23 protein-coding genes are annotated in these 25,025 nt (G+C 39.5%); 4 read left to right on the top strand and 19 right to left on the bottom strand.

Going from position 1 to position 25,025, the window contains the following annotated elements:
• Positions 1-673: 673 nt before the first annotated feature.
• From H5S10_RS10590 to pth, 13 genes are all read right to left on the bottom strand, one after another.
• On the bottom strand, positions 674-949 hold the full coding sequence (locus H5S10_RS10590) for a DUF7010 family protein (RefSeq protein WP_407657690.1): 276 nt from the start codon (positions 947-949) through the stop codon (positions 674-676).
• A gap of 37 nt (positions 950-986) precedes the next feature.
• Positions 987-1,133: a DUF7010 family protein gene (locus tag H5S10_RS10585; protein WP_407657691.1), complete on the bottom strand. Its 147-nt coding sequence runs from the start codon at positions 1,131-1,133 to the stop codon at positions 987-989.
• 213 nt (positions 1,134-1,346) lie between these two features.
• A complete protein-coding gene (lysS, locus tag H5S10_RS06675; protein WP_139561164.1) occupies positions 1,347-2,873 on the bottom strand; it encodes a lysine--tRNA ligase in 1,527 nt (508 codons plus the stop codon).
• Between the two features lie 20 nt (positions 2,874-2,893).
• A complete protein-coding gene (dusB, locus tag H5S10_RS06670; protein ID WP_003674674.1) occupies positions 2,894-3,895 on the bottom strand; it encodes a tRNA dihydrouridine synthase DusB in 1,002 nt (333 codons plus the stop codon).
• 107 nt (positions 3,896-4,002) lie between these two features.
• Positions 4,003-4,923 carry an Hsp33 family molecular chaperone HslO gene (gene hslO / locus H5S10_RS06665; RefSeq protein ID WP_003665660.1) on the bottom strand — a complete coding sequence of 307 codons (921 nt, stop codon included), beginning with the start codon at positions 4,921-4,923 and terminating at the stop codon, positions 4,003-4,005.
• Positions 4,924-5,013: 90 nt separating this feature from the next.
• Positions 5,014-7,122, bottom strand: coding sequence for an ATP-dependent zinc metalloprotease FtsH (gene ftsH / locus H5S10_RS06660; protein WP_182589123.1), 2,109 nt, complete (start codon positions 7,120-7,122; stop codon positions 5,014-5,016).
• Positions 7,123-7,355: 233 nt separating this feature from the next.
• Positions 7,356-7,898 (bottom strand): hypoxanthine phosphoribosyltransferase, encoded by a 543-nt coding sequence (hpt, locus tag H5S10_RS06655; protein ID WP_003665656.1) that lies wholly within the window; start codon positions 7,896-7,898, stop codon positions 7,356-7,358.
• The gene (gene tilS / locus H5S10_RS06650) at positions 7,891-9,285 is read right to left on the bottom strand and encodes a tRNA lysidine(34) synthetase TilS (RefSeq protein WP_182589124.1); all 1,395 of its coding nucleotides are present in this window, start codon (positions 9,283-9,285) and stop codon (positions 7,891-7,893) included. Before tilS ends, hpt begins: the two co-directional genes overlap by 8 nt.
• 1 nt (position 9,286) lies before the next feature.
• Positions 9,287-9,781: a S1 domain-containing RNA-binding protein gene (locus tag H5S10_RS06645; protein WP_182586935.1), complete on the bottom strand. Its 495-nt coding sequence runs from the start codon at positions 9,779-9,781 to the stop codon at positions 9,287-9,289.
• 197 nt (positions 9,782-9,978) lie between these two features.
• Positions 9,979-10,335, bottom strand: coding sequence for an FtsB family cell division protein (locus H5S10_RS06640; RefSeq protein ID WP_182586936.1), 357 nt, complete (start codon positions 10,333-10,335; stop codon positions 9,979-9,981).
• Between the two features lie 100 nt (positions 10,336-10,435).
• Positions 10,436-10,708 carry an RNA-binding S4 domain-containing protein gene (locus tag H5S10_RS06635; RefSeq protein ID WP_003665648.1) on the bottom strand — a complete coding sequence of 91 codons (273 nt, stop codon included), beginning with the start codon at positions 10,706-10,708 and terminating at the stop codon, positions 10,436-10,438.
• Entirely contained in the window at positions 10,705-14,244 is a 3,540-nt protein-coding gene (gene mfd / locus H5S10_RS06630; protein ID WP_182589122.1) for a transcription-repair coupling factor, read from the bottom strand. Before mfd ends, H5S10_RS06635 begins: the two co-directional genes overlap by 4 nt.
• A gap of 18 nt (positions 14,245-14,262) precedes the next feature.
• Positions 14,263-14,823, bottom strand: a complete 561-nt coding sequence (pth, locus tag H5S10_RS06625; RefSeq protein ID WP_182586938.1) for an aminoacyl-tRNA hydrolase — start codon at positions 14,821-14,823, stop codon at positions 14,263-14,265.
• A 205-nt stretch (positions 14,824-15,028) separates the two neighbouring features.
• On the opposite strand from pth, the gene cbpA reads away from it, so the two are divergent.
• Entirely contained in the window at positions 15,029-15,667 is a 639-nt protein-coding gene (cbpA, locus tag H5S10_RS06620; protein WP_182586939.1) for a cyclic di-AMP binding protein CbpA, read from the top strand.
• A gap of 255 nt (positions 15,668-15,922) precedes the next feature.
• On the opposite strand, the gene H5S10_RS06615 is transcribed toward cbpA, so the two are convergent.
• From H5S10_RS06615 to acpS, 6 genes are all read right to left on the bottom strand, one after another.
• The gene (locus tag H5S10_RS06615) at positions 15,923-16,714 is read right to left on the bottom strand and encodes a 2-keto-4-pentenoate hydratase (protein WP_182589121.1); all 792 of its coding nucleotides are present in this window, start codon (positions 16,712-16,714) and stop codon (positions 15,923-15,925) included.
• Positions 16,715-17,092: 378 nt separating this feature from the next.
• Positions 17,093-18,337, bottom strand: a complete 1,245-nt coding sequence (gene codA, locus H5S10_RS06610) for a cytosine deaminase (protein ID WP_182589120.1) — start codon at positions 18,335-18,337, stop codon at positions 17,093-17,095.
• A complete protein-coding gene (locus H5S10_RS06605; RefSeq protein WP_182589119.1) occupies positions 18,328-19,704 on the bottom strand; it encodes a cytosine permease in 1,377 nt (458 codons plus the stop codon). Before H5S10_RS06605 ends, codA begins: the two co-directional genes overlap by 10 nt.
• A gap of 191 nt (positions 19,705-19,895) precedes the next feature.
• Positions 19,896-20,270 (bottom strand): type II toxin-antitoxin system PemK/MazF family toxin, encoded by a 375-nt coding sequence (locus H5S10_RS06600; protein WP_003667249.1) that lies wholly within the window; start codon positions 20,268-20,270, stop codon positions 19,896-19,898.
• A gap of 18 nt (positions 20,271-20,288) precedes the next feature.
• The gene (gene alr / locus H5S10_RS06595) at positions 20,289-21,416 is read right to left on the bottom strand and encodes an alanine racemase (RefSeq protein WP_182586942.1); all 1,128 of its coding nucleotides are present in this window, start codon (positions 21,414-21,416) and stop codon (positions 20,289-20,291) included.
• Positions 21,417-21,779 (bottom strand): holo-ACP synthase, encoded by a 363-nt coding sequence (gene acpS / locus H5S10_RS06590; protein ID WP_003665630.1) that lies wholly within the window; start codon positions 21,777-21,779, stop codon positions 21,417-21,419.
• Between the two features lie 330 nt (positions 21,780-22,109).
• Between acpS and dltX the strand changes: the two genes are divergently transcribed.
• From dltX to dltB, 3 genes are read left to right on the top strand one after another with little or no spacing between them, the layout of a single operon-like run.
• Entirely contained in the window at positions 22,110-22,250 is a 141-nt protein-coding gene (dltX, locus tag H5S10_RS06585; protein ID WP_003665629.1) for a teichoic acid D-Ala incorporation-associated protein DltX, read from the top strand.
• Positions 22,251-22,271: 21 nt separating this feature from the next.
• The gene (dltA, locus tag H5S10_RS06580) at positions 22,272-23,798 is read left to right on the top strand and encodes a D-alanine--poly(phosphoribitol) ligase subunit DltA (protein WP_182589118.1); all 1,527 of its coding nucleotides are present in this window, start codon (positions 22,272-22,274) and stop codon (positions 23,796-23,798) included.
• A complete protein-coding gene (gene dltB, locus H5S10_RS06575) occupies positions 23,798-25,015 on the top strand; it encodes a D-alanyl-lipoteichoic acid biosynthesis protein DltB (RefSeq protein WP_003671258.1) in 1,218 nt (405 codons plus the stop codon). The genes dltA and dltB overlap by 1 nt, the downstream gene beginning before the upstream one ends.
• The last annotated feature ends 10 nt before the right edge of the window (positions 25,016-25,025 follow it).

Raw genomic sequence — 25,025 nt, 5'->3', positions numbered from 1 at the left:
ATCACATCGTGATTGAAGACCCTACACATTTGATTCGTCGAAACTTTGTTCAGTTTTCAAAGGTCTACCTGTTGGCTAACCAAGCAGCCAATCAACATATTTATTATAACATGTATCAGATTAGCTTGTCAAGAAGAAATTTTAATTAATTTTGAATTTCTTTTGAACGATAACTCAACCAGCAACTTTATTAATATATCATGTCGTCAATCAGATGTCAATAGTTATTTTTAACTTTTTTGTTAAACCATCTCAACAGCACTTAACTGTTTTGACAACGATAACTACTATACATGGATTTCATTCTTTCGTCAACACCTTTTTTCAACTTTTTTGAATTTTATTTTCATTACTATCTATTAACTTCTTAAACCCGTTTTTCTTTTACCTAAGTTTGTCCGTACCTCCCTATGATTCTTGCCAATTAGTATTTCTTTACTACCCCTAAAGTTACTATTAATTAATATGGGGTACTAATTTGCAAAGTATCGATATTAAAATCAGTTGGTAACACAGTGTATTTGCCTATATTATTTTCGATAATTTTACTTCCTCAATTATTCTCTTTTCCTATTTCTCGGATAGATCGTTACTCCTTCCCATTAGGAGGTTCACAAGAATTAGAATAATATAGCAAGAAAGGACTTCGCTCTTCTTTACGGATCGGAGCCTTTCAGTCAAGTTGCTGATTTTCTAATATTAAGGTAATGCAAAATACTATTACTATGGTAAGCATAACTGATGCTAAAATAAACGGTTCGAAATTAATTCCCACCAATAAAGCTAATATAGAAATTACTATCGATGAAACAAAATAAATCCTAGAATTATACAACCAACTATATGGCAGTAAATGAGCACCAAATATTATCGCTAACACCATTAACATTTTATCGGGAATAGTCGGATAAATCCACATTGTAATTAAAAGATACAAAAGCTGATTCATCGAAAACAACATCCCTAACTTAGTTAACGGATTTGTCTTATTTTGAATAATCCACATTAATCAATCGAGATATGAAATAGGATATTGGTAAAAATAAGGCCGTACAGACAAATACGAATAAGTTTTTAGTAAGGAGGGGAATATTAAGTAGTTCTACGGCAAGAATACCGCCCCATACTACGATCGAAGCAATTATTATATGCAGCCCTCGCTTTTGTTTTACTATACAGTCTTACTTTAACTTTTCTAATTCACCCATCAATCTCCCTCATTTCTCCTCTGAATTAATAGTTATTCTATCATAACAAAAAACTCGCACCCCATAAAAATGGAATCCGAGTTATCTGTTTATGCTAATTTTTCAAAGACTCCTTAAAGCCTTCATCAACTATTTAGCTTACTTCTTCTTGTTCTTCTTTTTCTTTGAATCGTTCTTAGTTTCCTTTTCCGGACGCATTGTTGGGAAGAGGATAACATCCCGAATAGATTTAGCATCAGTAAGGAGCATTACAAGACGATCGATTCCGATACCAAGTCCCCCAGTAGGTGGCATCCCGTATTCAAGGGCTTGAACATAATCTAAGTCGACCGGTTCAGCTTCATCATTACCGTTAGCTTTTTCCTTTGCTTGCATTTCAAAACGTTCCTTCTGATCAATTGGATCGTTTAATTCGCTAAAGGCATTTGCCAATTCGCTACCATCAACATACAATTCGAAACGATCAGTCATCGCAGGATTATCAGCATTCCGCTTTGCCAATGGTGAAACTTCGACTGGGAATTCATAGACAAAAGTTGGTTGAATAAGCGTATCTTCAACAAACTCTTCAAAGAACGCATTCAAGATATGCCCCTTTGTCCAGTACGGCTTATATTCAACCTTGTGTTCGTCGGCTAACTTCTTAGCATCTTCGTCCGTCATTGATTCATCGCTGAAGTCAATGCCAGTCTTTTCCTTAACGGCATCCACCATCGTGATCCGTTTAAAGTTTCCTCCAAGGTCAATTTCATGTCCTTGGTAAGTAATCTTTCCATCATCTGAAACAACTTTAGCTGCTGCCTTAACGATTCCTTCTGTTTCATCCATAACATCTTGGAAGTCAAAGTAAGCAGCATAAGTTTCCATTGTAGTAAATTCAGGGTTATGGTGAGGGTCCATCCCTTCATTCCGGAAAATCCGGCCCAATTCGTATACCCGTTCAAAGCCACCAACAATTAACCGCTTGAGGTACAATTCGGTAGCAATCCGCAAGTACATATCAATATCAAGCGCATTGTGGTGAGTGATAAATGGACGCGCATTAGCACCACCAGCTTGCGTGTTCAAGATTGGGGTTTCAACTTCTGTAAAACCATTATCATCCATGTACTTCCGGACAGCCTTGATGATCGCTGTCCGTTGGTGGAAACGCTTGAAACTTTCTGGGTTAGAAATTAAATCAAGGTAACGCTGACGATAGATAGTTTCAGGATCAGTAACCCCATCCCACTTATTAGGAAGCGGACGCAATGCTTTTGACAAGAAGGTAATTTTATGTGCACGAACAGTTAATTCGCCTGTATCTGTCTTGATAACATCCCCTTCAATTCCCAGGAAGTCACCAATATCTGATCGCTTGAAAACATGGTAAGGTTCATCTCCTACCATATCCTTACGAGCGTAGACTTGAATCTTGCCAGTCCGATCAACAAAGTCAGCGAACCCAGCCTTACCACTACTCCGCTTTCTTGTCATTCGACCCGCAATAATTACTTTGGCGCCCATCTCGTTTAATTCTTCTTTATCGTATTGATCAAATTTATCATGCAAGTCTTGAGCAAGATGGTCTCGTTTGAAGCGGCGGCCAAATGGTTCAATTCCCGCTTCTTTTAACTCTTCCATTTTTTCACGCCGAACGCGCATTTGATCTAGTTCTTGTGACACTTAAGTTCTCCTCCTCGTAATTAAGCTTGCTGTCTTTTTGCAGCTCGTTCTGCAGTTTGTTCAGCAAAGCGGTCAAAAATATCGTTCATTTCATCAAGTGTTTCAGCCTCGACTAGCGCTACCTTAGTCCGGGCAGCACGTGGAATACCCTTGATATAGTACGTAGATAACCCACGGAACTCACGAACTCCCACATATTCACCCTTTAAATCAACTAAACGATTAAGGTGGTCCTTGGCCATTTCAATCTTTTGTTCTGGGGTTGCTTCTGGAAGCAACTCACCGGTCTCCAAGTAATGTTCAGTCCGCTTTAGCATCCATGGGTTACCCATCGCTGCCCGACCGATCATTGCGGCGGTTGCGCCAGTCATATCAAGAATCTTCTTTGCATCTTCTGGTGTCTTCACATCACCATTAGCCATGAACGGAATTTTCAATTGACTCGCTACTTCTTTTAGTATATTCCAATCTGCTTGTCCCGTATACATTTGTTTTCGAGTTCGACCATGCATCGCAATTGCGCTAGCTCCTGCACGTTCAGCTGCTAAAGCATTTTCAACAGCTAAAATATGCTTGTCGTCCCAACCCGTTCGCATCTTAACGGTAACTGGCTTTTTAACAGCATCAGTAACATATGACACCATTTCATAGACTTTATTAGGATCCAGTAACCACCGTGCACCCGCGTCAGTTTTAACAACCTTATTAACAGGGCACCCCATATTTATATCAATCACGTCAGCTGCTGTATGTTGATCTACATACTTAGCAGCCTCAACTAATGTCTCTTTGGTTCCACCAAAAATTTGAATTCCCATTGGATGCTCTTCTGGGTCGACATCCATCATATTTAAAGTTCGTTGATTATGGTACATAATGCCACGGTCTGAGATCATTTCACAGACAACGTAGCCAGCACCAAATCTTTTACAGATAACCCGAAAGGCGGAATTGGTTACTCCAGCCATTGGTGCAACAACAACTTGATTAGGAATTTCAACGTTACCGATCTTCCACTTCATTTTTTCACCTCATTACTGCTTAAGAAACTGTGCTGGCCATCCAGTTTCATTTTTAATTGTCCGATAACTCAACTATCATAGCATATCAACGCGCTTAGCACCAAAAATTACTTTTCATCTGTTGATTTTTTATCATCATTCGCCGTCATTTCCGCGTAGATCTTCTTTAATTCGTCTTCGTTAAATTCGTACTTCTTCCCGCAGAATTGGCAAACAGCTTCTGCATGGTGGTCTTCGTCAATCAGCTTCTTCATGTCATCTTTAGAGATACTTGCAAGGGCGTGCGCAAAACGTTCCTTTGAGCAATCACATGCATAACGAACTGGCATCGTTTCAAGGATCTTTAAGTCATCACCAAAAATCTTCTTCAAAATATCTTCTGGCGTATCACCATCACGTAACATTTGTGATACCAATGGCAAGCCCTTCAATGTCTTTTCAAGTTTGCTGATTTCTTCATCACTAGCACCAGGCATTACTTGAATCATGAAACCACCAGCAACATCAATATTTTCATCAGGGTTAACGAATACTGAAAGGCCAACCGCTGAAGGAATTTGTTCAGATTGAGCAAGGTAGTAAGTAAAGTCATCACCAAGTTCACCAGAAACTAAATTTACTTCACCGGTATATGGTGTCTTGTCGCCTGGAGCCATCTTAGTGACAGAAAGGGTCCCTTGATTACCAATTGCCTTTGCGACATCAATCTTTCCCTTATCATTTGCTGGTAAAGAAACGTGTGGATTACCCATGTAGCCTTTTACAGTTCCTTCAGCAGTTCCATCCGCAATAATAAAGCCAACCGGACCATTTCCTTGAATCTTGACCGTCATTCCTGCTTCTCCTTGTAAACTAGAAGTAGCCAAAAGAATCGTTCCAATTAACGTTCGACCAAGGGCAGCAGAAGAAGCACTCCATGTATCATGAATTTCATGTGCCTTTTGAACGACTTGGGTAGCATTTACAGCGTAAGCCCGAAACTTTCCATCCTTAGTCATTGACTTTACTAAATAATCTGTTGTTTTCATTTTAAATTCCTCCTTAAAATTTAACCTAAAGAAAAGACGGAAGACCACCACCTACCAATCAGGTTTTGTATCTTCCGTCTTTTCAATAGTTTACTTGTCTTCAGAATTGTCTGAATCATCACTTGATTGTGAATCATTTGAGTTGTCACTCTTAGTATCAGATAAATCATTTTGATTATCTTTTGCTTCATCGTGACGCTCATTTTCCAATCGTTCAAGTTCACGCTTGGATTCTTCAAAGGTTTGTGCGCGTGCCTCTTCGTCTTCAGCAGCGACATCCTTATCAGGAACTTTTCCAGTCTTATAAAGACTAAGGATTTGTTTTTCATCAAGCGTCTCGTACTTGAGTAATGCTTCAGCGATTTGCTTATGTTGCTCACGGTGCGTCTCAATAATGTGTAAGGCAGTTTCGTGCCCTTCAGTTAAGATTCGACGTACTTCTTCATCAACTAAAGCAGCAGTCTTTTCGGAGTAAGGCGATTGGTCATAGCCTTGACCTGTAAAGACCTGACCAGAACTTTGCAGTTCTACTGGACCAATCTTATCACTCATTCCGTACTGGGTAACCATTGAACGAGCAATTTGGGTTGCTTGTTCAAAGTCATTCGAAGCTCCTGAAGATTGTGACTTAAAGACAAGCTCTTCAGCAGCCCGTCCACCCATCAGACCAGCAATTTGTTCCATCGCATTCTTTTTCGACATTAACATCTGATCTTCACGTGGAAGCATAATAGCATATCCACCTGCACGACCACGTGGGACAATAGTAACCTTGTGCACAACTCGTGCGTCATTTAATACAAGACCTACAATTGTGTGACCTGCTTCGTGGTATGCAACAGTCTTTCGTTCTTGTTCAGATTGGACACGGTTATGCTTAGCTGGTCCAGCAATTACCCGGTCTTCTGCTTCATCCAAGTCGGCAGCATCAATTTCAGTTTTGTCTCGCCGCGCAGCTAATAAGGCCGCTTCGTTTAAGAGGTTAGCTAAGTCAGCCCCCACAAAACCAGGAGTCTGTTTAGCAATTTCCTTTAAATCAACGTCGCTTGCCATTGGCTTGTTCTTAGCATGAACTCGCAGAATGGCTTCACGGCCCTTAACATCTGGACGACCAACCAAAATCTTTCGGTCAAAACGTCCTGGACGCAAAAGTGCGGGATCCAAGACATCTGAACGGTTTGTAGCTGCCATTACGATGATTCCTTCATCACCTTGGAAACCATCCATTTCAACTAACAATTGGTTCAAGGTTTGTTCACGTTCATCGTGACCGCCGCCCATGCCATTTCCACGGCGCCGACCAACGGCATCGATTTCATCAATGAAGATGATTGCTGGAGCAGCTTTCTTAGCTTGATCAAACAAGTCACGAACACGACTAGCACCAACCCCGACGAACATTTCAACAAAGTCAGAACCAGAGATTGAGAAGAATGGTACCCCTGATTCACCGGCAACCGCCTTAGCTAGCAAGGTCTTACCAGTACCTGGAGGCCCCTCTAGTAAAACACCAGAAGGAATACGAGCACCAAGCTTAGTGAACTTCTTTGGATTCTTCAAGAATTCAACGATTTCAACTAATTCTTGTTTCTCTTCTTCTTCACCGGCAACATCTGAGAAACGAACTTTGTTTTTCTTAGCATCAGATGGCTTAGCCTTGGTCTTACCAAAGCTCATCACTCCACGGCCGCCACCACCTTGACCAGCTTGGCCCATCATCATGTAGAAGAAGAAAATCATGATGACTAATGGCAAGACAGTCAACAACAGGTTCATCCAGACACTGTTAGATTCTTCAGCACGAGTACTAATCTTTACATTATGACGGTTAGCATAGTTTTGAAGTTGACTAACAGTTACGTCACTTTCCAAAACAGAACTTTGGAATTGGGTTACCTTATTGTTTCGTTGTGGTGTAAGAGCAAAGCCAGTATTGTTGGCGGAATTGTCATTATTTGACTGGGGTTTACGGTAAGTACCCGTAACCTTATATACACCACCATTTGGCTGAAGCTGAACGCTCTTAACCTTATTACTCTTCAGTTCGGAGATAAACTCGCTTTGGGAAACGGTCTTACTTTGTCCTGTTGAGGTATTGCCCCCAAAGAAGAAGTAGGCGATTCCCATAATACACAAGAACATCACGGCATAGAAGAGAACGTTATGAGTAAAATTATTTTTTTTACGATTGTTGTTCATAACAACCTCCTATCTACCAGCAACGATATTTTATAATTGTAGTCACTATCATAGCATATTTGACAAATATTGACCATTAATTTCACAGAAGAATTAATAGTTTTATCACCAATGTTATTAATAATACATACTACATATTTACGGATCCATAAAAATGGACGTTAATTAAGAATATCTTTAAAATACCGTCCATTTAATATCGATTTTTCCGTCATCCTAATTATCTAACATTTTTAGTCATTTTGGTATACAGATGGCTTCAAAATTCCCACATATGGCAAATTTCGGTAGAATCCCTTGTAGTCCAGACCATACCCAACCAAGAATTCTTTAGGAACCGTAAAGCCAACATAGTCAGGTTCGACATCTACTTTCCGACCTTCTGGCTTATTTAATAATGAACAAACCTTGATGCTCTTTGCTCCCCGGTCAGCCAACAGGTCCATCAAGTATTTCAAAGTACGACCAGTATCAACAATATCTTCCATAATTAGAACATGCCGATCTTTAACGTCTGTTTTTAAATCATGGATAAGTTTAACTTTTCCAGTCGAACCTAATCCACCAAAATAACTAGAAACATCAATAAAGTCGATTTGGGCCATAATATCTAGCCGTTCAATCATGTCAACAGTAAATAAAACTGCTCCGCTTAGAACGGAAATGATAATCGGCCGTTTATCCTTATAGTCTTTTGTTAAGTCCGTTGCTAATTCGTCCATTCGTTTGCCAAGCATTTCTTCACTATATAAGACACGCTCAATATCGTTATTCATTTACCTTCTTCTCCTTATTTTTTATTCCAATAAAACATGGCTGCCATGTCTGCCGATAGTCGGTCGGCCGTTCAAACCAACTCCACTTTCGATTAACTATCCAGACAACCTCATCATGAGCATCGACCAAGACCATTTGCTGATCACGTTGTTTTTGGGGAACTTTTTGATCTATTAGTACCCGTTTAACTAACTGGTGATGACCTTTTTTTAAGCGAATACGATCTTTTTGTCGCCATTTTCGTAGACCTAGTGGAAATTGATCAGGAGCAAGCCATTGAAAAACTACCTGCTCTTCGCCCTTGAAAAATGACTCTTCAGCTGACACCGCCATTAAGCTTATTGAATCTACTTGATACCATTGTTCCAATTTTATCACATGATCTTGGGGCTTTTGTAGGTTCTCAAGCGGATTCTCAAATTTTTTTAGCGCACAAGTAGCGTAGTTTTTTTCAAGAATGTACTGGTGAGGTAACCCAATAGTTTGCTGCGGCTTTTTCTTGTTTTCTAAGGACTGCAAAAGTTCATCAAGTTGCTGGTCCTTAATATCATATATTCCTTGTTGATTAAACCATTGTCGTAAAATTTCTTTTCGAATAATTTCCTTGTTTTTCGCTAGCCTTGCCAGGATCATCCTTCCTTGTTGATCAACACATGCTGCTAATTGATCTGCAACTGCTTGATCACGCCAAGCAAGGAGATCTGTTAACTGTTGATGATAGCTTTCGAGGTGAGAAAGCAACTGGGGATTTTCCTCTTCAAGTATTGGAATTATCGCATGCCGAAATCGATTCCGTTGAATGTTCAAGTCTTTATTCGTCTTATCCTCATACCACTTAAGATGGTGCTGTAAAGCATATTTCTTTAACTGCTGTTTGCTAAAGGACAAAAGTGGTCGAATTAAGCTACCAGAAGCAAATGGTCGCCGATCCCGTATCCCTACTAATTGACTCAGCTGCCCACCACGAGTCATCTTCATCAGCATTGTTTCTGCTAGATCATTTTGGTGGTGTGCCGTTAGCAGGATCATTGCTTGATTATCTTTCATCACTTCCCGAAAAAATTGGTAGCGTGCTTCCCGGGCAGCGTTTTCAACTCCGGTCTGGGGATGAAGATTTTGTGGCCAGTGTGCAACTGCTAGTTTTAAATCATTTTGTTTACAATATTGCCGAATAAACCGTTCTTCAAGCTGGCTTTGCTTTCGTAATTCATGGTTCATATGGGCAACGATAATCTGGGGGCGATCCTTTAACGGCAGGTGCTGCAAGAGATCTAAAAGAACCATCGAATCGATCCCGGTTGAAACGGCTACTACTACCTTATCTTGGGTAGCAAAAAAGCGACTCCTTACTAGGTGTCGCTCAAATGCTTGTTGTAAATCCGTCATATTAACTCCGACGACCGCCACGGCCACCACGTTTACCATCAGTTTGCCGCTTCAAAGTAGATAAACGTGATTCGCTTTCTTTTAAGTAGCCAGCTAACATGTCATTAAAGTCTTCGTGTTGGTGACTATTATGGTGACGACCATTAAAACCACCACGGAAGTTATCATTGTGACCACGGAAATTATTATTCCGTTCGTGATGAAAATCCCGGTGATTATTTTCACGATGATGGTTATTTTCATGATGATCTTGATGTTCACGAGGAGCTGCAGCCTTGATTGAAAGAGCAATCTTACCGTCATCACCAATCCGAGTTACTTTTGCTGTAACTTCATCCCCGACAGCCAATACATCATGAACGTCCTTGATATATTTATCAGAGATTTGACTGATATGTACTAGCCCTGTCTGATTATCATCTAAATCAACGAATGCACCAAAATTAGTGATTCCTGAAACTTTACCTGAAACCTTTGCTCCAACTTCAATTGCCATGAAAACTATAGATCCTCCTGAACCATCTCATATTTTTGTATTTGAGTATATCATAACTTCATCTTGAAAACGTATGAAAATAACTAATCTTCTCATTAAAAAATTAAGCTGAAAATCACCCAATTACATTCTTAATTTTAACATTTAAAATATTCTAACCCTACTAAAAACATCTTATTGAGCTAATTTTGTGATCATTAGTTCAAATTGTAGATCGTCTCGCCTTTTTTAGAGTAATTATACTTGGCACGAATAACCTGTTGGATGTATTCGGGATTATGTAACATCTTAATCTGACGTTGTAATTGTTGATTTTTTTGTTTTTGTTTTGTTAATTGTGATTGTGCTTGTCGAATATTACCATTAATATCCGCTAATGTCCGTTTGCTTTGAAATATCTGAATTCCAAAGATTAAGAATATAACCAAAAAAACAGCAATAATCCGCTGACAACGGCGCTTGTGCACATGCCGATTATATGTTTTTTGATTCGAAACCTGGCGGGCATATGGGGTATTTAATTGTGAAATTTTGCTATCAGATCGTCCTTTCATCTGACATTCCCCTCCATTTTAACTTATCACGCTTTAAGTATAGCAAGTTACCGCAGAGAATGTCTATATAATTATCAACTTTTTTATATCTCAGAAGACATTATAGTTGGTCAAAGGATTCCGCATAAGTTTCATCGACAATTTCATACATATCTTCCGCTTCACTCTTTTTCGTTGTTTCAACAATTCGATTAATTTTAACCGTTTCTGTCTTATTACCAAACTTAATTGTTAAAGTATCACCAACCGCTACCCGACTAGATGATTTTGCTGGTTGCCCATTAATTAAGATCCGTCCTTGATCCGCGATTTCCTTAGCGATTGATCGACGTTTAATAATTCGTGATACTTTTAAAAATTTATCTAATCTCATTTTTCCGCTCCTTTTTCATCGGCTTGAATAACATTTCCTAAAGCCGTTATAAATTGTAGTAACTGGTGAAGCCAATCATCAGTTGTCATTTTAGGTTGGATAACCAGCCGAATCGTTAGTTGCTGATCATCCTCACCAATTGTCGCTTTAAACCGCGTATTAGCTAACTCTTTAATTATTGCGGGGGCTTTAATCAAGCGACTAGCCCGTTCGGTAAACTTAATATTAATATTATCTCGTTGTCGTTTAATCTCAGCAATCATTGCCAGGTCAGCATGATTCTTCAATTGGCTTACAAGTAACAGTGTCCCAACAGGTGCCGGATAATCGCCAAACCGATCAATCAAGTCACCTTGAATATCAATAACTTCTTCATCCGTCTTAGCTTGGCGAATTGTCTTATATAATTCGATCTTTTGCCGTTGATCAGCAATATAGTCCGTTGGTAGGTAAGCTTCAACCCCTAACTCAACTTCCGCATCAGAGTGAATAGTTTGCTTCTTACCCTGCTTTTTAGCTACCGCATCACTAAGCATCGCTGAATAAAGGTCATAACCAACAGAATCGATAAATCCATGCTGCTGTTTTCCCAAGAGGTTACCAGCTCCCCGAATAGCAAGATCGCGCATCGCAATCTTAAATCCAGATCCCAACTCGGTAAAATCACGAATTGCGGCCAACCGCTTTTCTCCTAATTCTGTTAAGACCTTATTAGGTTGATACATAAAGTAAGCATAAGCCACCCGATTACTACGACCAATCCGTCCACGAATCTGATATAACTGTGCTAACCCCATCCGATCAGCGTTTTCAACAAAGAGAGTATTAGCGTTGGGGATATCAACCCCCGTTTCAATAATAGAGGTAGTTACTAACACATCGTAATTTCCTTGAATAAACTCATAGAGGACTGTCTCCAGTTCATTTTCACTCATCTGACCATTAATATAGCCAATCCGTGCTTCAGGAACAAGTTCTTGTAACCATGCCACTGTCTCTTCAATGTCATGAACGCGATTATGAAGGTAATAAACCTGTCCGCCACGTTGCATTTCACGAATAATTCCATCACGAATCGCACCACTATTTTGCTCCATTACATAGGTTTGGATTGGGTAACGGCCAGCGGGCGGTGTTTCAAGAACTGATAAGTCCCGTACGCCCAGCATTGACATATGCAAGGTTCGGGGGATCGGGGTTGCTGTTAAGGTTAAAACATCAACATTATTTTTTAATTGTTTTAGCTTTTCCTTATGCTTTACCCCAAATCGCTGTTCTTCATCAACAATTAACAGCCCAAGGTCCTTGAATTCAACATCTTTTGATAGGATTCGGTGAGTTCCGACAACGACATCGACACTTCCATCCTTTAGCCCTGCTTCTGTCTCTTTGAGCTCTTTTGGCGTCTTAAAACGTGACATCAAGGCAATGTTGATTGGGAATCCCTCAAACCGGCGCACGAGGGTGTTGTAATGTTGCTGGGCAAGAACAGTTGTTGGTACCAAGAAGGCAACCTGCTTCCCACCAGTAACTGCCTTAAAAATTGCCCGCATTGCAACTTCGGTTTTACCATAGCCGACATCTCCTACCAATAGTCGATCCATCGGCTTTGGCTTTTCCATATCTTCTTTAATTTCATCAATACTTCGTAACTGATCACGAGTTTCATTATATGGGAAATTAGCATCAAATTGTTTTTGGAGATAATCGTCTTTCGGAAAAGCATACCCCTTCTCCGCTTCTCGCTTAGCATATAAGTCAACTAATTCATCAGCGATATCTTCAATTTTTGAAGAAACGCGCCGTTTAGTCTTTGCCCATTCGTTACCGCCAAGCTTGTTGATATGCGGAGTCTTCGATTCTGATGAGACATACTTTTGAACAAGGTTTAGCTGGGTTACTGGAACATATATCTGAGCGTTGTCCCGGTAATTAATGATCATGTAGTCTTGATGAACATGATCAACTTCCATCGTCTTAATTCCACTAAAAATCCCAATTCCATGATTGACATGAACTACATAGTCCCCCGGTTTAAGGTCAGTATAATTTTTTAATCGTTCGGCATTGGCAAGTTTTTGTGGACGATGATGAACTTTCTTTACTTGCTTAAACATCTCGCCTTCCGTAATAACAATCAGCCCAGCAAGCGGCATTTCAAATCCATTGTTTAAATTAGCAGCAACAATTTGAACAATATTCGGCTTGATGTTTGTTAATTCAGTTTCTGTTGCGGTGATCTCAAAGTCAGCAAGCGTTTGGGCAATTTGCTTTCGTCGTTCTGGACTATTAGCCATCAGGACCACCGTTTGCCCTTGATCAATCCACCGTTGAAGTTCGGCTTTCAGTAGTGGCATTTGTCCAAAGAAACGTTGCATGGTTCTGCTTTTTAGGTCGGTAATTTGGCTAAGTTTAATATTACCGAGACCTTTTTTAAATAGGGCGCCATAAATTTGCGGATGCAGGTCTTTTTTTATTATGGTCGATACGTCATTGCTAAGATCTGGAACATCTGTTAATTGATGGTGAGCAACCTTATCTTTAAACCAGCCTACATCTTCTTGGGTCATCTGCTTGGCAAATTGCTTTATCCGCGTCAAATCATCAAAGTAAATTGTCCCATCATCAGGAAGATAATCAAATAAGGAATGCTTAGCCGGATAAACCAGGTTGCTAAATTCTAAAAGTTCATTAGGCAAGTGCTGGTTCTTAAGCGCGTTCAATAATGGTTCAAAGCGGTTAGCCACCTGCTGTTTAATATCAGCATCATCAGCACTTAATTCTTTCACTACCTTTTTGTATTCAGCATCAAGCGCTTTAGCCACCCGCGAAAATTCAGTCGATGGGATGATAAAGTCTGTCGCTGGCAGTATTTGAACTTCTTCAACATTATCAATACTTCGCTGGGTACTAGCATCAAAATACCGGAGCGAATCAACTTCTGTATCAAAGAGATCAATTCTAACCGGATTATCAGTATTTAAGGCATAGATATCAATAATCGACCCACGAATTGCAAAATCACCAGGACGCAAAACCATTTTTTGATATTGGTACCCCATTGCGCTTAACTGCTGCCGAATTTTAGCTGGATCCACTTCCCCGCCAGGCTTAATTTTTAACGAGGACTGAGCAAAGTATTCCGGTGAAATAATATTGCGCCGTAATCCCGCGGCAGATGCAACCACAACTGCCGGTTCTCTATTAATCAACGCATTTAAAGCCAGTACCCGCTGAAGACGATAGTTAGGAGAACTAGTTGCTACTTCTGCCGCTAAAACCTCCTCAACCGGAAACTGGTAAACGCGATTAGCAGGAAGAAGGTTCTCTAAGTCACTAGCTAATTCCTGCATATGGGAAATTGTGTCGGTCACTACCAGAATTGGTTGTTGCCCTTCTTTAGAAAGAGCACTTAGTAATTCAGTTCGTGCCGATCCAGAAATCCCCGTTATCAATTGATGATGCTTGGGTTGGAGGTCAGCCGTAATTTGTTTAAATGATGGCGTCTTCTCGATTAAATTTTCTATCTGCACCATCAACGCCACCTTTCTATTTTAATTGTAAGTATTCATTAACTTGGCAAAGTCTTCTCCATTAATCCAGTCTTCTAATGCATGCTCAGCTTGTTCAACTGCTTGATCAAATTTTGGTCGTTCATCTTTAGAAAATTTACCTAAGACATGACTTACCACCGTTCCATGTTGGGGATGATCAATTCCTACTTTTACTCGGTTGAAGTTCTTAGTTCCTAACACGCTGATAATACTTTTAAGTCCATTATGGCCACCAGAAGCTCCATGTGTTTTTAAGCGTACTTTGCCAACTGGCATATCTAAGTCATCATTAACAATTACAAGATCATCCAAATCAATATCATAATAATCTACTAACGGTCCGACTGCTCGTCCTGAATCATTCATAAACGTCGTTGGCTTAACCAACATTACTTTTTCACCATTAATTACTCCACTGACTGCGACCGCTTCTTGTTTTAGGTGCGTAAATGCTCCCAGATGATAATCTCGTGCTAGTTGATCAACTACCATAAAGCCAGTATTATGACGGGTCTCATCGTATCGCGTCCCAATATTTCCTAAGCCAACAATCATTTTCATTGTTCTTTCATTCCTTTCACGCAAAAAAGCTGCACGGTCACTCTTCCCGTCCAGCATAAATTTTAATTAGTATTATACCCTATGTTACTTTTTTCAGCATACTGATTTGAATTAACAGTATAAAGTTTCTAATCTTTTTCTAATCCTTTTGATAGAACTGTGTTATTATAATGAGTGCATTTAATCGATAAAAAGGATGTTAATTATGATTTTCAATTCATTAATCAAACCAAAATCAACCTTAACAACTCTTCCAGAAACAGCAACATTGGATGAGGCACTGACTGTCTTGGAGGATACCGGCTATCGGTGTGTACCGGTTTTGGATAAGTCGGGGAAAATTTTTCGGGGAAACATTTATAAAATGCATCTTTACCGGCACAAAGCACGACAAGGGGATATGCATTTACCAGTAACTGCATTATTAAAGAATGCCACAAAATTCATCTCAATTAACGCGGCTTTCTTTTCCATCTTCTTTGCTATCCGTGATCTTCCATATATTGCAGTCCTCGATAAGGACAACCAATTTTATGGGATATTAACTCATAATAGTCTTTTGCGAATGTTAGCTGCTGGCTGGAACGTGAATAATGGGAGTTATGTTTTAACTGTTATCACCCCTGACGAACGGGGCGCTCTGGTAACTGCTGCCAAAGAAATTACTCGTTTTTGTCAGATCGTAAATGTCATTTCACTCGATCCAAAAGATGAAACAATGAAACGGGTCTTATACACCTTGCCTGCTGATGTTACTAAAGAAAAGATGGAACGAATTGTTAAACGACTTGAGAAAAAAGGGTTGGAAGTTTCGGAAATTGAAGACTTGCACCAAAGCTATTAAATTAAAGAGAGTGGGAAATAACCCTCTCGACAAGGCGGTTGGCTAAGCTAGAACGATGATTAGCACGGCACGGGCTGATTATCGTTCGTACTTAGAATTGAGTCTTGTGGTTATTTTTCACGTTATCTTACTATTGTTTATAAAAGCGATTGAGGCTGAGAGAAAACAAAAGTTTTCTCCCAGCCCCTTTTAATTCTCAAAATATTAATTTCCGTTGGCGATTCCTCACCCAATTTTCCCACCTGCTTTCAACACTTATTTTGCATTAACCAAAACGTTTCCTAAACCACTATCGAACTCAACTTCCCACTTACCAGCAGTGAGCTTAGGTGGTAAGACAAATGTTCCGGATGATACCATTTGGCCCTTGGTAAATGCTTTTCCTTGTTCAGCTAATTTTTGTACTAACCATTGAAGAGACTTAAAGGGATTGCCCAAAACTTCTGATGATACCCCTTCTTTTAATTTCTCACCATCTTTGAATAAAACAGCATGAACATTAGCAGCATCCTCAACGTTTTCAAATACACTATCTGCATCATGTTCTTCACCATATACAACAAGACCACCAACAGCACAATCAGCCATTACATTATATTTTCCTAAATCTGGAAACCAGTCGACAAAACGTGCATCAGGTAATTCTAAGGCACCCGCAACAGTTACCTTATGAAATAAATCTTCTAATGTATCACTAGGATGCAAGTCTTCTTTTGCGCGGAAGGTTAATTCAACCTCTAATAACGGTTCGTTTAACATCTGCAAGTCAACATCCGCTGGTGACTGGAGGAATCGTTCAGCAACTTGTTGTCCGTACAATGGTGAATCAGCATCAAACATGTCTTGAGTTTCTTTACTAGTTAACGAAACTTTATAGCCTGCAGTTGGCTTTCCTTTTAACTTTACTACCGCATCTTGAACTGCATATGCGGTTTCATCATCAGTAACAACATCTTTCCATTCTTCCTCGTTTAACGGCGTATTAGTGTCATAAGCTTCAAAAAGAGCCCTAGCAAATTCTTCCTGTCGTGCGTTTAATTCAGTCATAATAATTACCTCCAAGACAAAATATTTTCTTAAAATTTAGAAAGAAAAAAGCGTCCTTACATTGCTTTATCGCAATTGTAAGAACGCTTCTGCGCGGTACCATCCTACTTTGATCAACTCGTAGTCAATCCTCTCATTCACAAACAATCATTTGTGGCCAAAATAATGGATGGCAGCCAACCTCAGCTTACTTGGTTTCAGCCGGTAACTCAGGAACGATTAACAATTAGAAATCTCGATCAGCTCACACCACCCGCTAATTCTCTGTCACCAATTTCAAATCGTTATTTCCTTCAGCGCTTTTCTAATCTAAATTTAATCGTTGGATATAACATACCGGTCATTCCCTAACTTGTCAATAACTATTATGAGTTTTTTTTAATTTTGTTTGATATTAACTTTGGTTTCAGCTGGTTTCGTCTCGGCAAGGACCTTCCCATGACGAATATTATAAAGAACTTCAACATGCTTATTAAGGGCATTATAGAAGTCATGGGCATTTAATAAGATACAGTTTGCCGGTTTTCCTACTTCAATTCCATAATCATCACTAATATGCAATGTCTTCGCACCGTTATAAGTTACGTAATTAAAGGCATCTTGCAGTTGGTGGTAACCCATTAAGTGAGCAATATAAACACCCATCGTAACTGCATCTAACATATTACCATCACCGAGCGGATTCCACGGATCTTGGATATCATCCTCCCCAAAGGACACATTAATCCCCGCTTCTGTTAATTCCTTAATCCGGGTAACGCCGCGACGCTTTGGATAAGTATCGAAGCGGCCGCCAAGGTGAACATTAACTAATGGATTAGATACAAAGTTAATACCACTCATCTTTAATAGACGGAATAATTTATAAGTATAAGCATCATTATATGATCCCATCGCTGTCGTATGACTTGCCGTAACCCGGTCCTTCATCCCTCGTTCATAGGCTTCAGTCGCTAAAACTTCAAGGTTACGCGAAGCAGGATCATCAATTTCATCACAGTGAACATCCACTAAACGATCATATTTATCTGCGAGGGCCATTAAGAAATGGACAGATTGCCAACCATATTCAGTTGTAAATTCAAAATGGGGAATGCCACCAACAACATCTAATCCTTCCTTAACCGCCTGCTCCATTAATTCACGGCCATGAGGATAGCTGAGAATACCTTCTTGTGGAAAAGCAACCAACTGCAAGTCGATTTGGTCTTTTAATTCTTCACGCAGTTCAAGGAGAGCACGGGCGGCAATTAAATGGGGATCGGTCACATCAACATGGCTTCGGACGTGTTGAATTCCATGACCAACCATATTTAGTAATGTCTTTTTCGCACGCGATTTAACATCTTCCTTCGTTAAATCTTGTTTCCGTTCACTCCAAATCCGGATCCCATCAAATAAAGTCCCAGTTTCATTCCATTCTGGCTGACCAGCAGTAAGCGTAGCGTCTAAGTGAACATGAGAATCAACAAATGGTGGTAAAAGTAAATTTTCTTTACCGTCAATAACTTTTTCCCCGTCATGGGGTGTTAAGTTAGCTTTAATCTCACTAAATTTTCCATTAAGAATTCGAACATCGACTACTTCTTCATGATTATCAACATGGACATTTTTTAATAGCATAATTCATCTTCCTTTCGGTCAACCAGCAACATAATTCCATAATATAGGATACCACTCAAACACATATCAATAAATGTGGCCCCAATCGTATTTACGAAGATTGGCAACTGATGAACGCCTAAGAAGAAGGCAACCCCAATAGCAAAGACAATAATTGCTACCCAGTTGACGCCTCCCCGATACCAATATTTTCCACCAACTTTACCTAATTCAGCAACATCGTATTGCCGATGAGCGCGGAAATAAAAATCCGTACAAATAATAGCAATCGTAGGTCCTAATACCATCCCCACATAGTCAAGGAACGATTCAAAAGCACTCAGGAAACTACCGACAAACATCGGAATAAAGGTCACAACTGTCGCAAGCAATACTACGATCCATAATGAATACTTTAATTTGAGTTTTGTAAAGATATTTGAAAGAGCTGACCCTGCCGCTAATAAGTTAACAGCATTAGCCGTCATTGACGTTAAAATAATAACAAGGAGGGCAACTACCCCCAAGCCTAACTTACTAGCAATCGTTGACGGATCAGAGTTATTTGCGTTATATACCCCACTTGAAATTGCAATACTAATTGTTGAAATTAGGCCGATGAAAGCAAACCATACAACCCCTAGTAAAGCACCAAGGAACGGCGTCAAAGTTGCATTCTTTTCTTTAGCAGTAAAGCGGGTGAAATCAGCACCGGCAGTTACCCAGGCTAAATTAAAAGCTGCTACATAATCGACCGCCGCACCGACTGCCATTTTTGATTGCGCGGGAACATGCCAATTTACAATTTGACTAAAGGAAACAGTGCGAAAAACAGCTACTGACTCCCAAATGACGAACACAAGAACAAGGATTATTCCTAAGCGTTCAATCATTTGAACTGAACGTGATCCACTAGAAACACTAATAATGTGGAGCACGCTCATGATAATAATCCCGACTATTAACCCTAAATAGCCACCATGCTGTCCCCACACAGGCCATCCTAACAAGTCATGGAAAAGAATACTTACTGATTGGGCCGCGATAAAAGTATTAACTGCTGTCCAACCAATAAATTGGGTAATATTAACTAATGATGGGAGATAACTGCCCCGTTCACCAAATGAAGCTCGACTTAAAGTCATCGTTGATACCCCGGTCTTATAACCAATATAACCAACTAAACTTAAAAATACATATGATAAGGCGGATGACAGTACTAAAACCTTCATAGCAACCGCAAATCCACAAGCGGCGAGAACCCCGCCGACAAACCATGTTCCATTATTGGCATTTGCGCCGACCCACGTTGCAAACATATCCCAAGTATTAGTCTTTCTGTTCTTCATTGGAATACTAAAAATTGTTGTCCCCTTTTGCTCTTTCACAAGATGTCCTCCTTAGACTTAAAAAAGCTCTAGTCCCTTTAATGGTCCTAGAGCTTTACAAAAGAGGAAGCATAGTTTTTGTGCCCACTATGCTTATATTATTTTGTCTTTTGTAGTCTCTCTGGGCTACATTAAAAGAACCGTGGTTAATTTAATAGTGAGTATAAGAGTTCTAACGCAAATTGTCAAACTCATTTATTTTCATCATAGGCAGCATTTAACCCTACACTAATTGTTAATGCTTTATCCACCTTTGCCATTGTTTCTGGCGACAAATGAGCAATTCGGTCTTTCAATCGTTGTTTATCAATCGTTCGTAATTGCTCCAACAAAATGACCGAATCATGAGTTAAAGGTAACGACTTACCTTTTAATTGGACATGAGTAGGCATCTTCTTTTTTTGCATTTGGGCAGTAATCGCAGCAATGATTACTGTTGGACTATAATGATTTCCCACGTCATTTTGAAGAATCAGGACTGGACGAACGCCACCCTGTTCCGATCCAATTACCGGGGATAAGTCAGCGTAATAGATGTCACCCCGTTTTACTTTTCGTTTTGTCATTACCTTCGCTTCCCTTAATTATTTACTTTGGCGATAAATGCGATGAACCCGATTACTAATATTAGTTAGGATTTCATAGTTAATAGTTCCGGCCTGTTCAGCTAAATCAGTTGCTGTAATTTCTTGATCGCCGGACTTGCCCATCAATACTACTGGAGTGCCGACTGGGTAATACTTAGGAAGGCGAATCATCATTTGATCCATACATACTCGTCCTGCAATATCACAAAATTGACCGTCAACTAATACTTTATAACCAGTCATACACCGTGGATAGCCATCAGCATAACCAATGGGCAAGGTGGCTAACCATTCATCTTGCTCCGCCGTATAAGTAGCACCATAGCTGACAGATCTCCCAGCTTTTAATTGCTTAACAAAAGAAATTGATGAAACTAATGAACTAACAGGCTGTAAGTCAAGCGTCAATTTTAAGTCACGTCCAGATGGGTTTTGTCCATACATTGAAATACCCATTCTAACTGTATTAGCCGTGATTGTCTCCCGATGCCATAAACCAGTCGCCGAATTTGCCATATGAACATATGGTGGCAATTCGTCAAGACTAGCAACAAATTTATGCCAACGTTGGACTTGCTGATTAAAGTAATTTTCATCAGGACTATCAGCAGTTGCAAAATGGGTGAACATCCCCTCAAATTCAAATTCAGGATTATCAAGCAACTTAACAGCTTGCTTAAATGTATCTACCGCTGTAAAACCAATTCGTCCCATTCCTGAATCAATCCCAAGATGAACCTTTAATGGTTTCTTAGGCTTGGCAACTTGTGCTAGCCGATGATATTGTTCAAGCCAATCTAAGGAACCGACTGTTAAAGAAACTCCGGCTTGAGCAGCAATCAACGCATCTTCAACTGGTGTAATCCCAAGAACAAGCGTCATCGCTTCAATACCATTATCCCGTAATTCTAACGCTTCATCTAATATTGCCACGCATAAACCACTTGCGCCACTGGTCATTGCTGTTTGGGCAATTGGAATCAATCCATTGCCATAAGCATTTGCTTTTACAACGGCAAGGATTTTACTATTTTCCGGCAACACTTTTTTCTGTTCTTGAATATTATGACGTAATGCATCTAAGTTAACTATTAATGATGTATCTCGCAAACGTCCATTAACCATTTATTTATTCTCACTTTCTAAAATTACTTCTGTCATTACTAAGGTAGCAGTATGACTCACTGAAGCATGAGCATTACCATTATACGGCGATTTAGTCACAATCGGCGCCCCATATTGGTTATCAATGATTTCAATATCATGAAAGCCTAGTTTAGCACCAATCCCCGTTCCATATGCTTTAGCAAAAGATTCTTTTAATGACCACCGACCAGCAAGATATTCTACTGATCGCTGACCACTAAATTGACTATACTGTTCTAATTCAGGCGGTGTCAATACATGCTGGATGAATTGAGAATGCGCTGTCGCAGCTTTCTTAACTCGTTCAATCTCGGTTATATCAATTCCAATTCCCTTAATCATCGAGCGTTCGTCTCCTTAATTCTCACTATTATCTACCGCTTAATCTTATCGAAAATGAGCGCTTCTTGCAATTATTGTTACATTAGTTCATCATTGTCCTGTTATATAAAATTATAAATAAAGTTTATGTTTTTCTAGTTACAATTAGCTCAGAAAAAGTTATAATTTTAAGGCAATAAGCATTCTTATTTTTGAATATTTCATTAATTTTTTCTTAAGGATTTTATAGTAAGGTGAAAGTAACTCACCCTATTAGCCGAGATACATAATTAATGGTATTCTTGATATGAATGCCAATTACAAATTTACAAAGATGAGAGAAGGAGAACTATGGCTCAGATTATTCAACGCCATCCTGCATTACGATTCATCTTAAAAACATTATTTTACTTTGTAGTGCTTCTTTTATTAATCTATCTTTATGGTTATTATGGAGCAGGCCAAGAGCCATTTATCTACAACGAATTCTAATGCGGAGGAAATAGATAATATATGAGTAAGAATATTATTACCGTCTTTGAGCAAATCGCCAAAGACAACTCAACGCGGATCGCATATGATGAAATGGGCAAAACGACCACTTATGCGGACTTAAGCTCAGCGGTTGATACTTTAGCGGCGTGGCTTAGTACTCAATCTTTGCCTGATCGTAGTCCGATTCTTGTATATGGTGATCATCAAGTTGAAATGATTATTAGCTTTTTAGCAGCACTAAAAGCTGGACATACTTATATTCCCGTGTCCAACGATTCAGCAATTCCACGGATGCAATCAATCCTAGATACTGCTAAACCGGCGATGATTATTGCTGTTAATGATTTTCCAAGTAATGATCTTCAGTTTGATGCCCCAATTGTCGATCATCAACAACTTGAAAAGATTTTAGCAACACCACAAACTTTTGATACTTCAGCAATGATTAATGGTGACGAACTAGCTTATGTCCTCTTTACATCTGGAACTACTGGTTCACCAAAAGGGGTTGAAGTTAGTCACGATAATTTTATGACCTTTGTTGACTGGATGTTAAGTGACGAGTTTCAAATTAAAGAACATGCTAATTTCTTAGGTCAACCACCATACTCATTTGATCTTTCAAATATGTACTGGTTACCGGCATTACTTAACGGTGGGACAATCAAGGCGCTTCCTCACGAAGTTGTTGAGAATTTCGGTCAGATGTTTACTGCCTTACCAACCCTTGATCTGGAGGTATTTGTAGGGACGCCATCCTTTGCTGATATGTTAATGCTTAGTCCGGCATTTAACCAACAAAAAATGCCAAGTTTAAAGACCTTCCTCTTCTGTGGGGAAGAATTAACAGTAAAGACTGCTAAAGGTCTCCATCAACGGTTCCCAGATGCTAAAATCTTCAATACTTACGGCCCGACTGAAACAACAGTCGCCGTATCAGGAATCGAAATTACACCGGAAATCATTGAAAATAATGACCGCTTACCAGTTGGTTATGCTAAGCCAGGGGTCAAATTATCCATTTGGAATGGCAATCAAGAAATCACTACTCCTGGTGAACAAGGTGAGATTGTAATCAGTGGTAATAGTGTGGCACGGGGCTACATGAATAATCCAGAAAAAACAGCCAAGTCATTCTTTAAGATTGATGGTGTGCCTGCTTACCGGACAGGGGATGCAGGAACCCTTGATAGTGATGGCTTACTTCACCACAAAGGCCGCATGGATTTCCAAATTAAATTACATGGTTACCGGATTGAACTTGATGAAGTTCGTGCCTCTCTTGAAAAAAGTCCTTTAATCAAACAAGCAGTTGCGGTTCCAAAATATAATAAAGACGGCAAAGTTACGCACCTGATTGCTTATGTTATTCCAACTGAAGCGACAGACGATGAGGCGGGATTAACAAAACAGATTCGTGAAAGCCTAAATGGTTTAATCATGCCATATATGATGCCTACCCAATTCATTTACCGTGAATCATTCCCAATGTCTGCAAATGGCAAGATTGCAGTTAAACAAATGATTGCTGAGGCTAACAAGTAATGATTGATTGGATTTCAAACCTTCCTAATTTCAGTGCTTATGGAACCCCGGTATACTTCTTCTACTTACTTCTTGCTATTTTGCCGTTGGGAATCGGCCTTTACTTTGGGAAGAGGTTTAGCTGGTATGAAGCATTAATTAGTTTCATTTTTATCTTCTTAATGTTCGATGGTTCAAGCTGGCAACAAGGAATTTCATTAATTGCTTATGTTATTTACCAGACAATTATTGTGATGGCTTATCATCGCTACCGGCAAAATAATAATTCGAGTGGCGTTTTTTACTTTACTGCCGCCCTATCAATTTTGCCGATTGTAATTGTTAAGCTTTCACCAGCAATGGTTGGTCATAACTCCCTCCTTGGGTTCTTGGGAATTAGTTATTTAACTTTCCGGGCAGTCGGAACAGTAATTGAAACGCGTGACGGAATGATCAAAGAGATTTCCCCATGGAAGTTCATTCGTTTCATTCTCTTCATGCCAACCATTACTTCTGGACCAATTGATCGTTATCGGCGTTTTGAAAAAGATTATAAAAAGGTCCCGACTAGAGAGGAATATTTAAATCTTGTTAATACGGGAATCTTCTACTTATTCCTTGGGTTCTTGTACAAGTTTGTCATCGGTTATTTCTTTGGTCAGCGTTTTTACCCCTTCTTCGAAAAAGCGGCCTTGGCTGATCCATCATTCCCTTCTTGGAACTTAGTCGGTGTCATGTACACTTACGGACTTTACTTATTCTTTGACTTTGCTGGTTATTCATTGTTTGCAGTTGCTATTAGTTACTTTATGGGTGTACGCACCCCAATGAACTTTAAGCAACCGTTCAAATCGAAAAACCTTAAAGAGTTCTGGAATCGTTGGCACATCAGCCTTTCTTTCTGGTTCCGTGATTATATCTTTATGCGGTTCGTCTTTCTTGCCACCAAAAAACGATGGTTTAAGAATCGAAATGCCTTGTCATCAACCGCATATATGCTTAATATGTTACTAATGGGCTTTTGGCATGGAATTACCTGGTACTATATTCTCTATGGTTTTCTCCAAGGTCTGGGCCTAGTAGTCAATGACTGGTGGCTGCGTTTCAAGCGTAAAAACTTAAAACAGCTACCGCATAATAAGTTCACTACTGGAGTTGCTATTTTTGTCACATTTAACTTTGTAATGTTTACTTTCTTAATCTTCAGTGGGTTCTTAGATACTTATCTATTCAAATAATTTTAGGAGG

It is taken from the genome of Limosilactobacillus balticus (genome assembly GCF_014145615.1).
Taxonomy (GTDB): Bacteria; Bacillota; Bacilli; order Lactobacillales; family Lactobacillaceae; genus Limosilactobacillus; species Limosilactobacillus balticus.
This window is presented reverse-complemented; position numbering and strand designations above follow the sequence as displayed.

Excerpts from the sequence above, each read along its gene's own strand:
- alr (WP_182586942.1), bottom strand. The coding sequence starts at position 21,416 with ATGGTTAATGGACGTTTGCGAGATACATCATTAATAGTTAACTTAGAT.
- mfd (WP_182589122.1), bottom strand. The coding sequence starts at position 14,244 with ATGGTGCAGATAGAAAATTTAATCGAGAAGACGCCATCATTTAAACAA.
- dltX (WP_003665629.1), top strand. The coding sequence starts at position 22,110 with ATGGCTCAGATTATTCAACGCCATCCTGCATTACGATTCATCTTAAAA.
- cbpA (WP_182586939.1), top strand. The coding sequence starts at position 15,029 with ATGATTTTCAATTCATTAATCAAACCAAAATCAACCTTAACAACTCTT.
- pth (WP_182586938.1), bottom strand. The coding sequence starts at position 14,823 with ATGAAAATGATTGTTGGCTTAGGAAATATTGGGACGCGATACGATGAG.
- hpt (WP_003665656.1), bottom strand. The coding sequence starts at position 7,898 with ATGAATAACGATATTGAGCGTGTCTTATATAGTGAAGAAATGCTTGGC.
- H5S10_RS06645 (WP_182586935.1), bottom strand. The coding sequence starts at position 9,781 with ATGGCAATTGAAGTTGGAGCAAAGGTTTCAGGTAAAGTTTCAGGAATC.
- codA (WP_182589120.1), bottom strand. The coding sequence starts at position 18,337 with ATGCTATTAAAAAATGTCCATGTTGATAATCATGAAGAAGTAGTCGAT.
- H5S10_RS06615 (WP_182589121.1), bottom strand. The coding sequence starts at position 16,714 with ATGACTGAATTAAACGCACGACAGGAAGAATTTGCTAGGGCTCTTTTT.
- dltB (WP_003671258.1), top strand. The coding sequence starts at position 23,798 with ATGATTGATTGGATTTCAAACCTTCCTAATTTCAGTGCTTATGGAACC.
- dusB (WP_003674674.1), bottom strand. The coding sequence starts at position 3,895 with ATGAAGTGGAAGATCGGTAACGTTGAAATTCCTAATCAAGTTGTTGTT.
- hslO (WP_003665660.1), bottom strand. The coding sequence starts at position 4,923 with ATGAAAACAACAGATTATTTAGTAAAGTCAATGACTAAGGATGGAAAG.
- H5S10_RS10590 (WP_407657690.1), bottom strand. The coding sequence starts at position 949 with ATGAATCAGCTTTTGTATCTTTTAATTACAATGTGGATTTATCCGACT.
- acpS (WP_003665630.1), bottom strand. The coding sequence starts at position 21,779 with ATGATTAAGGGAATTGGAATTGATATAACCGAGATTGAACGAGTTAAG.
- ftsH (WP_182589123.1), bottom strand. The coding sequence starts at position 7,122 with ATGAACAACAATCGTAAAAAAAATAATTTTACTCATAACGTTCTCTTC.
- H5S10_RS06635 (WP_003665648.1), bottom strand. The coding sequence starts at position 10,708 with ATGAGATTAGATAAATTTTTAAAAGTATCACGAATTATTAAACGTCGA.
- H5S10_RS06600 (WP_003667249.1), bottom strand. The coding sequence starts at position 20,270 with ATGACAAAACGAAAAGTAAAACGGGGTGACATCTATTACGCTGACTTA.
- H5S10_RS06640 (WP_182586936.1), bottom strand. The coding sequence starts at position 10,335 with ATGAAAGGACGATCTGATAGCAAAATTTCACAATTAAATACCCCATAT.
- tilS (WP_182589124.1), bottom strand. The coding sequence starts at position 9,285 with ATGACGGATTTACAACAAGCATTTGAGCGACACCTAGTAAGGAGTCGC.
- dltA (WP_182589118.1), top strand. The coding sequence starts at position 22,272 with ATGAGTAAGAATATTATTACCGTCTTTGAGCAAATCGCCAAAGACAAC.